The sequence below is a fragment of the Actinobacillus seminis genome, from assembly GCF_002263215.1.
In the GTDB taxonomy this organism is placed as follows: Bacteria; Pseudomonadota; Gammaproteobacteria; order Enterobacterales; family Pasteurellaceae; genus Actinobacillus_B; species Actinobacillus_B seminis.
The window spans coordinates 38,671-54,178 of sequence record NZ_NLFK01000008.1; the positions used below are offsets into that span (position 1 = coordinate 38,671).

General features: G+C 39.5%; 6 protein-coding genes and 3 pseudogenes. 4 read left to right on the forward strand and 5 right to left on the reverse strand.

Annotated features, from left to right (window positions below):
* Positions 1-98 precede the first annotated feature (98 nt).
* The 3 genes and pseudogenes from CFY87_RS08475 to CFY87_RS12730 all read left to right on the forward strand — a co-directional run.
* A complete protein-coding gene (locus CFY87_RS08475) occupies positions 99-587 on the forward strand; it encodes a hypothetical protein (protein ID WP_236757399.1) in 489 nt (162 codons plus the stop codon).
* 13 nt (positions 588-600) lie between these two features.
* Positions 601-7,416: a S8 family serine peptidase gene (locus tag CFY87_RS08480; protein ID WP_094946764.1), complete on the forward strand. Its 6,816-nt coding sequence runs from the start codon at positions 601-603 to the stop codon at positions 7,414-7,416.
* A 76-nt stretch (positions 7,417-7,492) separates the two neighbouring features.
* Positions 7,493-7,964: pseudogene (locus CFY87_RS12730) on the forward strand (transposase); the annotation flags it as partial.
* Positions 7,965-8,044: 80 nt separating this feature from the next.
* On the opposite strand, the pseudogene CFY87_RS08490 reads toward CFY87_RS12730, so the two are convergent.
* The 5 genes and pseudogenes from CFY87_RS08490 to CFY87_RS08505 all read right to left on the reverse strand — a co-directional run bounded on the left by CFY87_RS08490 (position 8,045) and on the right by CFY87_RS08505 (position 13,513).
* Positions 8,045-9,477, reverse strand: a pseudogene (locus tag CFY87_RS08490) (HlyD family type I secretion periplasmic adaptor subunit).
* A gap of 11 nt (positions 9,478-9,488) precedes the next feature.
* The gene (locus tag CFY87_RS08495) at positions 9,489-11,612 is read right to left on the reverse strand and encodes a type I secretion system permease/ATPase (protein ID WP_147291291.1); all 2,124 of its coding nucleotides are present in this window, start codon (positions 11,610-11,612) and stop codon (positions 9,489-9,491) included.
* A 68-nt stretch (positions 11,613-11,680) separates the two neighbouring features.
* Entirely contained in the window at positions 11,681-12,175 is a 495-nt protein-coding gene (locus CFY87_RS12320) for a hypothetical protein (protein WP_236757400.1), read from the reverse strand.
* Positions 12,145-12,630, reverse strand: coding sequence for a calcium-binding protein (locus CFY87_RS12325; protein WP_236757401.1), 486 nt, complete (start codon positions 12,628-12,630; stop codon positions 12,145-12,147). Before CFY87_RS12325 ends, CFY87_RS12320 begins: the two co-directional genes overlap by 31 nt.
* Positions 12,631-12,895: 265 nt before the next feature.
* Positions 12,896-13,513, reverse strand: a complete 618-nt coding sequence (locus CFY87_RS08505; protein WP_094946767.1) for a MarC family protein — start codon at positions 13,511-13,513, stop codon at positions 12,896-12,898.
* An 86-nt stretch (positions 13,514-13,599) separates the two neighbouring features.
* Between CFY87_RS08505 and CFY87_RS08510 the strand changes: the two are divergent.
* Positions 13,600-15,504 (forward strand): annotated as a pseudogene (locus tag CFY87_RS08510) (ABC transporter ATP-binding protein); the annotation flags it as partial.
* Positions 15,505-15,508 lie beyond the last annotated feature (4 nt).

A 15,508-nucleotide genomic window follows, 5' to 3' on the forward strand; every position in this document is an offset into this window, starting at 1 on the left:
GAGTTGTGCTATTTTTACAGGAGTTGATGATGAATATTTCGTTTTTTAAGAAACACCGCATATGTTGTTATATTTTTCTTACGCCCTTATGTTTATTTTTGTTATGTTCTTATGACTGGATTGCCGCAGAGATTATCACGCCTTTTCGCTGCGAAATGTGGAAAGGAAAAGAAGTCGAGGTATTTTTAACGCCGCAAGAATGGCGAAGTTTGTCGGGAGTTAATGAGTCGCTAGAAGATACCGAATGGCCATTTTATTCTACCATTGAAGGCGAGCCGGAAACAGATCCTTTTTTTATTAAAAATCAGGGGTTATATCAGCCAAAAATGGATTTTTATAACAATAGACATTCGTTGATTTCCGTAAATAGTAAATATCCAAACTTAAATTTGTATGTGTATATAAATCCTACAACTATTTTTGGGCACGATACATATATTCTTTATGATCATAAACTCAAAGCCAAGATTTTACAGCATAACGAGATTGCAGGTTACTATAGGGTGCCGTTTGTTGGCGTGAGCAATAGAATAGCATGCAATCTTGATAAAAAGCATTATGATCTGATTGAAAGCTATTTGAATTAAAAAAGGAGATATTATGTCGAATGATAATTTAGCCCTTTTAGCGGCAGCGGCTTACGGAAAATTCACTGATATTAAATATGATAAAGAAATCCAAGATGCATTAAAAAGAGAACATATACTAACTGAACCACAAGCAACACAATTTACAGCCACTTATGAAATCCTCGCCCATCAAGCCAATACTGCAAATGGTTATTCCGGTACCATTGTTAGAAATAAACATAGCCATCAAGTATTTGTATTACACCGAGGAACGGAGGATGTTCAAGATTGGGTAGAGGATGGATTATTGGTGTTGGGAGGATTGCCTTATCGCCAGATTGTGGATGCTAAAAAATTTGTTGATGAGAATATAAAAAATGGAAATATTTCAGGGGATTTTACCAATGTGGGGCATAGCTTAGGTAAATCAATAGCGGATATTGTGCATTTTACCACCGATCTCTCTTCGGGTTCGATTGGTTTTAACGGGGCGGGTTCTTCATTTTTGGGAGATGGACAAAAGGTAAATATTTCAATTCCGGCATGGGATATATCAAATCTTGTGAAACAGTCCGGAAATAGAAAATTATTAGAAAAGTTAGCAAAAGAAAGCGGGAATGTATTTGATCCGAGTAAAAGCAATGTTAAAAATTTTGTCAGCCTCGGTCCGTCGATAGTGGCAAGTCATCTCCCTTATCACCAACATGGAAAAATAATTTCCTTTAATAATGGCACGACAGCATCGCATTCTATTTCACCTTTTATAGAACCTATGGATTGGGTTGTTAAATTAAGCGACAAATATCAAATTGGTTTGGAGGAAGCTGTTAATTTATATAATATCAATGGGCAATATGCATATAGCTTTGACAAAAAATATGGGAAGCCCGGATATGATCTGGATAAAGCCCATGAAGTTTTAAATCGCTATATGTCTGAAAATAAAAATATAAGTGCGACAAATCTTGAACTTTATGCTAAAAATGAATATTTATCTCATCGGGGTGGTATAAGTTCAATGATTGATATTGGGAAAAACCGATATTGGCCGAATTATGGGCTAAAAAGTGATAATAAAGTGTATATCGGAAATACGGACGCCATACCGAGTGATTATGACAGTTTTTATGTTACGAATCAAAATAAGATTTCATTTAATAAAGATGTACTGAATAAAAGCACTAAAACTTCCGATCTGGCCTCTTCTTCCATCTTGACCGACGACCGACGAATTGCAAATCATAATTTAATTGCAATGAAAGCAATAGAAGTCGCGAATATGGCGGTATCTGCCATTCCTAAAGTAAGAACACCCAAAATTAATACCCTTCTCAACAGTTCACAGGGTAAGCCTTATAAAATAGCCATAGATCCGCTGATTTTAGATCTTAACGGAGATGGTGCTAAAGCGGTCAGCTATAGCGATAAATCCGTATTATTTGATATTGATAATGATGGCGGGTCATTAGAGGAAACAGGATGGTTATCAAATCAAGACGGTTTACTTGTGCAGGATTTAAATAATAATGGCAAAATCGATAATATGGCGGAGGTGTTTTCTGAATATTATGCGGGTAAAGCCGGACGCAACGGTGAAAGCGGAGAAAAACGTTTTAAAAACGGTTTTGAGGCATTGAGCACCTTAGACAGTAATAGGGACAGGGTATTCGATCACAAGGATAAAGGGTTTAATAGCGTACGAGTTTGGCAAGATAAAAATCACAATGGTATAACCGATAAAGGTGAATTACAGACGTTGGCGGATTTAGGGATAACGTCAGTTGACTTGAGGTATCAAGATGCCGGCGGTCAATTATTTTATGGGAATGAATTACTTGCAAAAGGCAATTTCACTCGTAAAGGTAAAAAATATGAAGCCGCTGCGGTTAATTTTCTGGCAAATCCAAGAGGGCATATTATCACCAGTATGGCTGGCGGAAAAAAAACAGTGACCGAAGCCGCCGGCGTTTTAGCGAAAACCGGCAGTTTTACCGCGGCGGATGATGTTGCTCGCACATTAGAAGCAAAGCGCTTAGGCGTTGAGAATATTCAGGCGGGAAATGGTAATGACACCTTGTATGGGGATGAGCGAGATAACTGGCTTGCCGGCGGTGGCGGTAAAGATACGTTTTATGGGGGGGATGGTGATGATGTGTTGCTGATTGACGGTGAGGATTTACCGGAAAATATTCACGGAGGAAAGGGAAACGATGTTGTTCAAGTGATTGGTAATCAAGGTGTTTCACTGGATTTAGGTAAAGCGGAAATTGAAATTGCACATGGTGGACGTGGGAATGATGTGTTTTTTTCTTCCGGTAACAGCTCAGTGTTTGTACGGGGCGGGGACGGGAATGATACTATTATCGGCAGTATCGCTAATGATGCCCTTTCAGGTGAAAACGGTAACGATTCACTATCGGGTAATGCCGGGAATGATTTAATTCGGGGGCACCGAGGGAATGATCGCCTGTTTGGGGATGATGGTGATGATATTCTTTTCGGCGGGTCTGATGATGATATTTTACATGGCGGTTACGGTAATGATACTTTACTCGGTGAGGGCGGTGATGATTATTTAGACGGTGGAGAAGGCGAAGATACAGCGGAATTCTCCGGAAATTTTGCCGATTATAAAATTACAAAAATGGGTGAGGGGATTCTGATTAGTGATAAAACGCAAGGACGTGACGGTACGGATTTTTTACGCAATATTGAAAGATTGAACTTTAAAGATATTACAAATTATCTTGCACCTACCGCTGATAATGAATGGGAAAATCCGATTCCGGTAGAAGATATTCTCTATCAAGACAGCAAAGGACAACGTTTCGACGGTACACGTCCTTACATTATTAAGCCATCTCAATTACTTAAAAATGATATTGATTTGCAAGGCGATAATCTGGTTATTTATCAAGCTTCAAATATTCGGGGCGGATCGCTTAAAGAATTAGCAAATGGCGATATTGAATTTACGCCGCTTAAGGGATTTAACGGGATTGCCGGGTTTGAATATTCAATTAAAGATAGCAAGGATGTGACGTCTGTCGGTACCCAAGGGAAAGGGGAGTTGACAGGAAAGGTTTATCTTGTTCCGCCTCATTTACCGTCTGATCCTGATGTTATTCGCCAGCATTATTTGGACGCTGCCAATATATTGCCGGTTTGGGCGCAATATAGCGGTAAAAATATCCGTATTGGGCAATTTGAACCGAGCGGACCTTTTTCAATTGCGGAAGAAGTGGCTGATTATCGGCATTTTGAATTACGCAATAAAGTAGATAAGTCGTGGTTGCATGATTATGAATATAAACGTCAGGAGGATGATAAAGTATTTAGTAAACATGCGACGGAAGTTGCCGGTATTATGGTGGCGGAGCGTAATGGCGAGGGCGGTGTTGGCGTTGCTTATGATGCCACGGTGGCAAGCTATTGGGTAGGGGCTGATGTCTCCGGTTTGGATAAAATGAAATATTATGATGTGGCTAATCATAGTTGGGGGCATACTCAAAATTTTAGGCAACAAATTAGTTTTTCCGATAAAAGTAAAACGATTTTTGATCTTTATAAACCGGCGTTGACCGAAGGGCGTCACGGTTTAGGAACGGTTATAGTGAACTCGGCGGGCAATGATCGCGCCAAGGGCGGTAATACGAATTATTCGGAGTTAACAAATGTTCGTTATGGGATTGCCGTTGCTTCGGCTGAATTGAATGCGGCATTTGAGACAAAAATTGCGGGCTATTCTAATCCGGGTGCAAGTGTATTAGTGACGGCGCATGGTTCTAATGCTTATTCCTGTTCACGCGAAATTGTGAATGAAAATGGCTCTGTATTAGGGGAAGAGTATGCGCGTAATAATGGTACAAGTTACTCGGCTCCGGTGGTTTCGGGGATTGTAGCTTTAATGTTGGAAGCCAATCCTTATTTAGGGTATCGTGATATTCAAGAAATTTTGGCGTTAACTGCAACGACAAAAGGGATAACCGATAGTCAGTGGCAGCGTAATGGCGCCAAAAATTGGAACGGTACAGGAATGCATGTGAGCCATGATTATGGGTACGGTATAGTTGACGCTCAGGCGGCGGTAAGATTAGCGCAAAACTGGAATACGCAGCATACTTATGATAATGAGGTTAAACTTGAATCGGTTTTCCAATCGGAGCCGTTAAAATTGGCAATTGATGATAATAGCGGCATTCAAAGTTCCGTAGAGGTTTCTAATGCGAAAATTCAATTAGAAAATGTGAGCGTTAAATTGAATTTAACTCATCCAAGAGCGGGCGATTTAATTGTGAAATTGATCTCACCGGCAGGAACGGAGTCAATATTAATGAATCGGGCGGGCAAGGATCCTAATGATGAGAGCGCAACGGGAGAGGTGAAATTCGGTGAGTCATCTACCTTGAACTACACATTTAATACGGCGTTATTAAAAGGGGAAGATCCGAATGGGAAATGGGCGTTACAGGTTTTTGATGTAGCAACAGGGGAAACCGGAACGTTAAATCATTGGTCGCTCAGTTTCTATGGACGGACGTATGATGGTTCGGATACGTATGTTTATACAAATGAGTTCCATAATAATCAAATTTCTCATCAATTAAATGATACCAATGGCGGAGTTGATACGATCAATGCTTCGGCAATGGATGGGGTGATTAACGTTGATTTATTATCAGGTAAAGCCGATTTAGCGGGAAAAGCCTTAACGGTTCAGAACCCGCAACATATTGAAAATATTATCGGCGGTGATTTTAATGATGTGCTATCGGGAAATAACGGAGTAAATGTGTTAGTCGGAGGGCGGGGGAATGACATCCTTTCCGGCTTAGCGGGAAATGATGTATTAGTCGGCGGATTGGGTAAAAATACGTTAACCGGCGGTGAGGGGAGTGATACGTTTATTATTGAGAAAAAATCATCAGGTGAAGATGTGATTGTTGATTTCAAAGTTGGAACGGATCGCTTGGTGTTAACCGGCTTTGACCCGCTTAATGTACCTACTAAAGCACAGCAGGGCAAAGATACCGTTATTACGCTGCAGGAGCAAATAATTCGATTGAAGAATATTAAAGCGGATTCATTCTTAATGGATAATATTGTATTGACCAAAGAAGTATTTAAACCTTATTGGTTAAATCAAAGGGATGCCTATGGGTTTGCGAACAGTAATGATGAAGTAGCATTACCGCATATGGGCGTTGCATTTTGGGGAACGGAGAGGGATGATCGGTTATTCGGTGGCAACGGTAACGATATTATTAGAGGCGGTTCAGGGAGAGATATTATTGTTGGTGAGCATGCTGCAGATTCGGTAATGGGAGGTAATGATATTCTCTACGGAGACGGAGGTGACGATCGCATCATGGGCGGAGGAGGTAATGATACGCTTTATGGCGGTATGGGCGACGACTATCTCGGCGGTGGAGCAGGAGATGATATTATTTATCTTGAGGGAGATGATACCGCACTTTCGAATAGCTATCGAAATCAACAATATATCACGCTGGGACAATACAATGATGTAGAATTTAGTTGGGCGAGAGGGGAAGGAGGAAGCGGTAGTGATCGCTTTGTCATTGTTAAAGATAATTCAGGGAATGCATCAAAAGGGTTATTGAAAAATCTCATTTGGGATTTTGACCTTAATGACAAAAATGAGAAGATCGATTTATCCCAATTTAAAGGATTGCATACAGTGAATATTTCAGGATTTGCAGTGAATGGTGAACAATATTCACGTATTTGGTTAGGGGAAGCGAAAGCCGGAACGCAATATATTACGTTAAGAGGTATAAGTCCGGATAAAATTAAAGAGGAAATGTTTATTTTTTCAAATGAGCAAGCTGATTTACCACAACTGACGTATTCTATTTCCGGTTCAAACAAAAATGATACCTTAAAAGGTAATGCGATTGGTAATGTTATTGACGGTAAAGCCGGCAGCGATGTCATGGAGGGTTTTGCCGGTGATGATGTTTATTCGGTTGATAATGTTGGGGATAAGGTTATTGAAGCTAAAAATGAAGGATATGATACAGTGAAATCCTCTGTTTCTTATACCTTGCCTAATCATGTGGAAGAATTGCAATTAACAAAAAATGCTTCAATTAATGGAACCGGTAATGCGGAAAACAATCGCCTTGTCGGTAATAGCGGCAATAACCGACTTGATGGAAAAGCGGGATTTGATACCATGATTGGCAAAGCAGGGAATGATACCTATATTGTAGATTCTCATTTAGACAAAGTAATTGAAAAGCCGGGAGAAGGTCATGATACGGTGATTTCATCTGTCTCTTATACGTTACCGGAGAATGTTGAGCACTTAGCGTTAAGCGGTAATCATCCTATTTCGGGGACAGGTAATGACAAAAATAATACTATTAAGGGAAATGCGGCAGACAATCGTTTAATTGGTTACGAGGGTAATGATACTTTAAACGGTATGCGAGGTAATGATTTTCTGATGGGAGGTAAAGGAAATGATACGTATCAATTTAATCGCGGAGACGGAATTGATACTATTTATGATGAACAGGGAGAAGATACGTTACGTTTCACCAATGTAAACCATAACCAGCTGTGGTTTCGTAAGTTGGATACCGATTTAGAGGTGAGCGTTATCGGTACACAAGATAAGGTTATTATTGCTGACTGGTATGCTAAGAATTATAAAATTGAGACGATTGTCGCGGCGAATAATAAATCTTTAGCCCATTCCGATGTAGATAAATTAATCAGTGCAATGTCGGCATTCGCTCCACCGACAGCGGGACAAATATCATTACCACAGGAGATAAATGCAAAAATAAATCCGGTTTTAGCAGCCAACTGGATATAATTTGTAGGAAAATCAACTCTGATCTGATCGTTAATGCATTAGCTATGAAATTGGCTAAAATAATAAATTGTCAAAAGCGATTTATCCTCAAACGAAAATCCGGCTTTGCATCATGCATTTAGCTCGTAACAGCCTAAAGTATGTCGCGTGGAAAGATTACAAGGTGGTAACGGCAGATTTGAACAAGCTCCAATTAAGGCTCAAGCGCGAGAAAATCTGACCGCACTTTCGCAAAAATGGCAGGAAAAATACTCGCTGCGGCAAGAGGCAGGGAAGAAAATTGGGAAAATATCGCCACATTTTTTGACTATTCTCCGGATATCCGCAAAGCGATTTATACTACCAATTCGTTGGAATCACTCAATAGCGTGATTCGTCTTGTTATTAAAAAACGAAATGTGTTTTCAACGGATGATTCGGTGTTCAAAGTGATATGACCGGCGATGAAAGATGCGTCAAAAAAATGGACAATGCCGATTCAAAACCGGAAACAGGCAATGAATCGATTTATGATTGATTTTGGTGATCATCTAAACGATCACCGTTAAGTTGACATGGGCGTTTACACAGAATGTGGGATAAGCTCGACAGACGCATCATTTTAGACGGAAGTCGGATTAAAAATAAATTAACGTTCTCGTAGGCTCTCTGTAATAGATTCCTCTAATGGGCTGAGTAGGAAACTGATAACGCTACGTTCGCCGGTTTTTATTTCAGCAATAACATTCATGCCGGACCCCAGTTGAATTTCTTTATCACCATCAGATAATGTTTTCTTATTAATTTCAATAATTGAATTAAATACTAAACCAAGCTGTGGATGCTCAATAGCATCAAGCGTTATACTCTTTACTTTTCCATAGAGATAACCATATCTGGTATAAGGGAAGGTTTCCACTTTAATTACTACGTCTTGTCCGATTTCAACAAAGCCGATATCTTTATTTTGAATTAATGCGCTTACTTCTAATACATCCTCTTCAGGAGCGATTACCATTAAAGTTTCGGCGGTAGTAACTACGCCACCTTTAGTATGGGTTTTTAACTGTTGAACCGTACCTGATACCGGTGCGCGAATAATAGATGCCAATTGTCGTTGTTCATTTTTTTCAAGTTCTAAAGAAAGCTGTTTGTCACGTTGTCTATTTTGCTGCAGTTTTTCCAAAAGATCACTTTTAAATAATTGTGTGACAAGCTCCAATTCCTCTTTTGCCTGCAGTAGATCACTTTCTACTTCTTTGAGATGGGATTCGTAAATAGAAAGTTCGTTTATAGCTTCAACATATCGGTTTTCTTGTGCCAATAATTCATGTTTAGAAATAGATTTTACATTATATAATTTTTTGAAATCACTTAGTTTTCCTTTTCAATACGGCTGGTCGTTTTATATTTACGGATATTGGCTAATACAGTCTGTTTTTCAGCCTGTTTTCGTTGATATGCCAGCTCCTTCTGATATTTTTGTTTTTGCCATGTCTCAAATTGTTCAGTAATTAGATGGCGTGTATTCGTTTTATCTTCTTCTTTTACAGCATTGAAGTCAGCTTGGTTAAAATCTAACAAAGGTAATCTATTATGTTCAATACTGTATAATAGTACGCTGTAGCGATAACCGTCCAATTTTTCCAGTCCTAATGCAACTTGTGTTTTTTGTAAATCAGCGTCGGCACCAAGTGCGGTCAAATTTAACAATAATTGTCCTTTTTTAACAAATTGCCCGTCTTTGACAAAAATATCTTTAACTAAGGCATTTTCAATAGGTTTTATTTCTTTACTATGCCCGCTAAAGACTAATTTACCGGTAGCACTCGCAACAATTTCTACTTTGCTTACAATAGAAATTATGATTGCTAACAGCAAAAATAGCATAATTAAATAGGCAATCAGGCGAGGTCTTTTTGAAACGGGGGTTTCAATCAGCTCTAAATGTGCGGGCAAAAATTCATTTTCATCTTTTTGTCTGATAGGCGTATCCAGTTGTTTACGAGTTTTCCATACTTCATGCCAAATATGGCAATAGTGTCGGAAAAAATCTATAAGTCCATTAATCCATAATTTCATACTATTTTACCTTAGATTGATTGTAGCTGATTGAGATAGTAATAAAGTCCATCTTTATTTTCGAGTAATTCACTGTGCTTGCCGCGCTCTACAATATGTCCTTTTTCCATCACAATAATGCGATCGGCATTTCTTACCGTAGAAAGACGATGCGCAATAATAATTACTGTTCGTCCGTGACAAATCTGTTGCATATTCTGCATGATGATATGTTCGGATTCATAATCTAATGCACTTGTCGCCTCATCAAAAATCAAAATTCTAGGGTTATTCACCAACGCTCTTGCAATAGCGATACGTTGACGTTGTCCACCGGATAAACCGGCGCCTTGTTCTCCTACCATTGTGTTGTAACCTTCTCGTAGTTCAGAAATAAAATCATGAGCACCGGCAAGTTTTGCCGCATGGATTACTTGCTCTATGGGCATACTTGGGTCAGTAAGTGCAATATTGTCGCGAATACTACGGTTGAGTAATACATTATCTTGTAAAACAACACCTATTTGGCGGCGTAACCAATTAGGATCGGCTAAAGCTAAATCATGACCGTCAATTAATACCTGACCGTTTTCCGGAATATAAAACCGTTGTAATAATTTAGTAAGCGTACTTTTGCCGGATCCTGAACGCCCCACAATGCCGATCACTTCTCCTTGTTTAATGGTTAAATTTACATCATTTAAAATGATGGGGGTATCCGGTTTATAGCGAAAGCGAATATTTTTGAACGTTACATCACCTTGAATTTCCGGTAATGAGAGTTTGCCTTGAAAGTTTTCTGTGGGGGCATTTAATACGTCACCTAATCGGGTAATGGATATACCTACTTGTTGGAAGTCTTGCCATAATTGAGCCAGACGAATAACAGGTGCAATGACTTGTCCTGAAAGCATATTAAAAGCAATTAACTGTCCGATACTGAGATTCCCTGAAATGACTAAATGTGCCCCTAACCATAAATTAATTATCATTACTGTTTTTTGAATCAATTGTATACCTTGTTGCCCTATAGTTGCCAAGACGGTTACTCGGAAATCTGCAGATACATAGCTTGCCAGTTGTTTATCCCAGATATTCGTCATTTGCGGAGTTACGGCAAGTGCTTTGATTGTATCAATGGCAGTAACGGATTCTACTAAAAAGGCTTGGTTATCTGCATTACGGGTAAATTTTTCATCTAATCTGCGACGCAATATTGGACTGATAAATATTGACCATGCAATATAACAAGGCAAAGAAAGTAAAATGACGATAGTTAGTTTGGGGCTGTAGTACCACATGACCGCAAAGAAAATAAAAGAGAATAATAGATCTAATACTGACGTGAGCGCTTGACCGGTTAAAAAATTACGTATTTGATCCAATTCCCGAACCCGTGCGACGGTATCACCGACACGTCTATTTTCAAAATAGGAAATAGGTAATGCCAATAAGTGGCGAAATAGTTTTGCACCGAGTTCCACATCGATTCGACTGGTACTGTGGGAAAATACGTAGGTTCGTAAGCCACTTAAGACAATTTCAAAGATGACGACAATCGCCAAAGCAACAGTGATAACATTGAGTGTCGAGAATCCCCGATGGACAAGAACTTTATCCATTACTACTTGGAAAAAAAGAGGTGTAATCAGCGCAAATAGTTGTAAAAAAATAGACACGATCATGACTTCTACAAAAATTTTGCGATATTTGATAATTGCCGGAATAAACCAAGTGAAATCAAATTTTGCTAATTTTCCCATGATAGACGCACGAGAGGTAAGAAGAATGACATTTCCTTGAAAAACTTGTTGAAATTCAACCGCACTTAATACTTTTGGATTGCGTTCTTTTAAGTCAAAAATAAGGTAACGATTGGTTTGAGTATCAATTTTCGTCAAGATAAAATGTTGACCGTCATCTCGCCAAATCAAGGCAGGAAGATGAATAAAGGGTAAACGATCAATACTTTTTTTTACTTTCTTGGCTTTTAGTTCAAGGGATTTTGCAGCTAATAACCAAGCGACAAGATCTACTCCTTTCCCCTCCGGATCAAATTTATGTTTTATCTCTTCAGGACTTACAGCAACGTTATGATATTGAGCAAGGATTACTAAAGCATATAATCCATAATCGTTTTTTTGTTTAAAGGACATTAATGGCTCCATAAATAAAATAGCAATCCTAAAGGCATATTAGGATTGCTATTGGTTAATTGATTCGACTAAGCTGTTTTAGCCAGACTGATTAATGTAGTCGAGTTAGCATTGTTTAATGATAACAGCCCCATACCTAAACCACTCATTTGTGAAGTAGCAAAGTTACTTGCAGAAGATATAATTTTATCTACGTTATTTAATGTAGAGGCGTGATCACTGGTGCTCTCCTGTTTTGTTAAACCGAAATTACCCGCACTGGAAATAATTTTACCTAATTCAGTTTTAAGAGAAAATAAATTATTTTCATTCTGATTTTCTTCGGTGTAACCAAGTAAATTAGCTTTTTGGGTACCATTGAAATGGGTTTCCAATTTATCTAATATTAATTTTCTACCATTTTTATCAACGATTTGTTCAATCTTATGGTTGTAACCATGACCTGTTTTAAACCAATCTTTAATAGTAAGTGAACCACGATTACTATTGTGATCACTAGGTTTAAACACAAGGTTATTATCAACTTTTTCAACTAACAGATTATCGAAAGAAAGATCTGACAAATAAAGTTTATCGGAATCACTGGATTTACCTTGACCATAAATAGTATGGTTTCCTGAAGTAGCTCGATAGGCATAGAAGTCACTGCCTTCTCCCCTTTCCAGATAATCATTACCTTCCCCCCTTCTAATAAATCAGATCCGGATCCACCATACAATTTATCATCTCCTTTACCGCCACGAAGCACGTTAGAACCATTACCAAATACTTGAAGTTCATCATTACCATCACCTCCACTGAGATAATTGTTGCCATTGCCTCCAATCAGTTTATCGTCACCATCATTACCTTGTAGTAAGTCGTCGCCCTCGGCACCATGGAAAATATCTCCAAATTTGCTACCTTTAAACTCATCTCTACGATTACTTCCGATAATTTCTTCAACAGAATACAGTTCATCTTTTGCTTTTAGATTACTGTTACCTGATTGAGCTAATTCATAATCACGATATTCCACAGTTTCTTCACGTCTGCCTACAAACGATTTTTGATTTTTTATAACCTCTCTTAAAATCTGTGTAGCACCGCTTAATTCACGAATAACAGAGTAACGCCCCTTTTCAGTTGTTTGAGTTCCGTCAATAAATAAAGAGTATTATATGTACGTTCAATTAAAACTAAAAGGACTGAGTCCGATACAATATCGAAATCAGTCATGTGAATAACGGTCCGGCTTTTCGGGATCAGAGCATTTCGACCACGCCTTTGTTTGGCGATATGGGTTAGCCGATTTGGGTAAAGAAATCACGAATACCGACCAGCATATTGTTAATTGCGACCGCGGCGAGGATTAATCCCATCACGCGGCTGATGACAGCGGCGCCGGTGGTGCCGATAATCCGTTGGATATTATTGGCGGCGAGAAATAATAAGTAGGTAATAAATAAAACCGCTAACATAATAAAAGTGGTCAACACTTGATCAAAAAAGCTGAAGCGGTGGTTATCGGTTAATAACACGATTGCCATCATGGCACCGGGCGAGGCGATAGACGGAACCGCTAAAGGATAAACTGCCAGTTCGCTTAGGCTGGTGGACATCCGCATTTCTTGTTCCGGTTTGCCTTCACCAAAAATCATGGTTAATGCGAATAATAACAAAACTAAGCCGCCGGCAATTTGGAAGGCGGTTAGCGGAATTTGCATTGCCTCAAGTAACGCTTGCCCTAAAATCAAGAAAAACATCAAAATACCGGTCGCAATTAAAATCGCTTTTAAGGCGATTTTGCGCCGATCTTCTATGGGTAATCCGATTGTTTTAGCTAAATACACCGGGATCGAACCGATAGGATCGATAACTGCCCATAACACCACAAATTGAACAATTAATGAATCAAACATTGGCAACCTCAGAAAAAAAGTGGAAAATACAGGAATTCTATGTAATGCCTTATATCTTATAACAAAATTAAAAAAATAATGATTTTTTTACAAATTTAACCTTAAAACGCGGGCAATCGCTCTTATTGGATAACGCAAGCGCCACCATTAATCCGGGGCAAAAAGTCGGCTTGGTGGGAAAAAACGGTTGCGGTAAATCTTCGCTATTTGCCTTGTTGAAGCAAGAAATGAGTGCGGAGGGCGGCGAAATTGGTTTTCCCTCCAATTGGTCTATGGCGTGGGTCAACCAAGAAACACCGGCGTTGGAGATGAGCGCTCTGGATTATGTTATCGAAGGTGATCGGGAGTATTGTCGTTTGCAAAATGCCTTGCAACAAGCCAATGCGGATAATGATGGGAACGCTATTGCTTATATTCATGCACAACTGGATACTATTGATGCTTGGACTATTCAGGCTCGCGCTTCTGCGTTATTACATGGGTTAGGCTTTAGTCAGCAAGCGCTTACACAATCGGTAAAATCCTTTTCTGGCGGTTGGCGAATGCGGTTAAATTTGGCACAAGCATTACTTTGTCGCTCCGATCTTTTATTATTGGACGAACCGACTAACCACTTGGATTTAGATGCGGTGATTTGGTTGGAACGTTGGTTGGTACAATATCCCGGAACCCTGATTTTGATTTCCCATGACCGCGATTTTCTCGATCTCATCGTGGGAAGAATTTTGCATATTGAAAATCAAAAATTAAACGAATATACCGGCGATTATTCTTCTTTTGAAGTGCAACGCGCCACTAAATTAGCGCAACAAACCGCACTTTATCGTCAGCAACAACAAAAAATCAGCCATTTGCAGCAATATATTGATCGCTTCAAAGCGAAAGCCACTAAAGCCAAACAGGCGCAAAGCCGCATGAAAGCCTTGGAGCGTATGGAATTGATCGCGCCGGCGTATGTGGATAATCCTTTTACGTTTCAATTTCGCGAACCGCTATCCTTGCCAAACCCGTTGTTGAGTTTGGATAATGCCGGCGCCGGTTATGGTGAGGGCGAAAGTGCGGTGGAAGTTTTGCAAAAAATTAAACTTAATTTGGTGCCGGGGTCGCGTATTGGATTATTGGGGAAAAATGGCGCGGGTAAATCAACTTTAATTAAATTATTGGCGGGCGAATTGACCGCACTTTCCGGGCAAGTACAACTCGCCAAAGGCGTGCAGTTAGGGTATTTTGCACAGCATCAATTAGATACCTTGCGTGCGGAAGAAAGTGCTTTGTGGCATTTGCAAAAAATGGCGCCACAACAAACCGAGCAACAATTACGCGATTATTTAGGCGGCTTTGCGTTTCATGGCGATAAAGTTAATCAAGCGGTTGCTTCTTTTTCCGGCGGGGAAAAAGCCCGTTTGGTGCTGGCGTTAATCGTGTGGCAACGTCCGAATTTGTTGTTATTGGATGAACCGACCAACCATTTGGATTTGGATATGCGTCAAGCCTTAACCGAAGCCTTGGTGGATTATCAGGGGTCTTTGGTGGTGGTTTCCCATGATCGCCATTTATTGCGCAACACGGTTGAAGAATTTTACTTGGTGCATGATAAACAAGTAGAGGAATTTAAAGGCGATTTGGATGATTATCAAAAATGGTTAAGTGAGGTGAAAGCACAAACATCGGTGAAAAGTAGCGAAAGTGCGGTCAATTTTAAGGAAAATTCCAGCCAAAATCGTAAGGAACAAAAACGCAAAGAAGCCGAGCAGCGCCAACAAACAGCGCCGTTACGCAAAAAAATCAGCCAATTTGAAGCCGAAATGGAACGCTTGCAACGCCAACTGGAGGAGATTGAACAACAACTTAGCGATACTGAATTATATGCGGCAGAAAATAAAGAAAAATTGACCGCACTTTTAGCCACTCAAGCCTGCGATAAAAAAACGCTGGAGGAGGTAGAAATGCAGTGGTTTGAAGCGCAAGAAGAATTGGAAAATTTATTGTAATAAT

What these genes read in the sequence shown, in the direction of transcription:
- CFY87_RS08480 (WP_094946764.1), top strand. Translation starts at nt 601, where the DNA reads ATGTCGAATGATAATTTAGCCCTTTTAGCGGCAGCGGCTTACGGAAAA.
- CFY87_RS08495 (WP_147291291.1), bottom strand. Translation starts at nt 11,612, where the DNA reads ATGTCCTTTAAACAAAAAAACGATTATGGATTATATGCTTTAGTAATC.
- CFY87_RS08505 (WP_094946767.1), bottom strand. Translation starts at nt 13,513, where the DNA reads ATGTTTGATTCATTAATTGTTCAATTTGTGGTGTTATGGGCAGTTATC.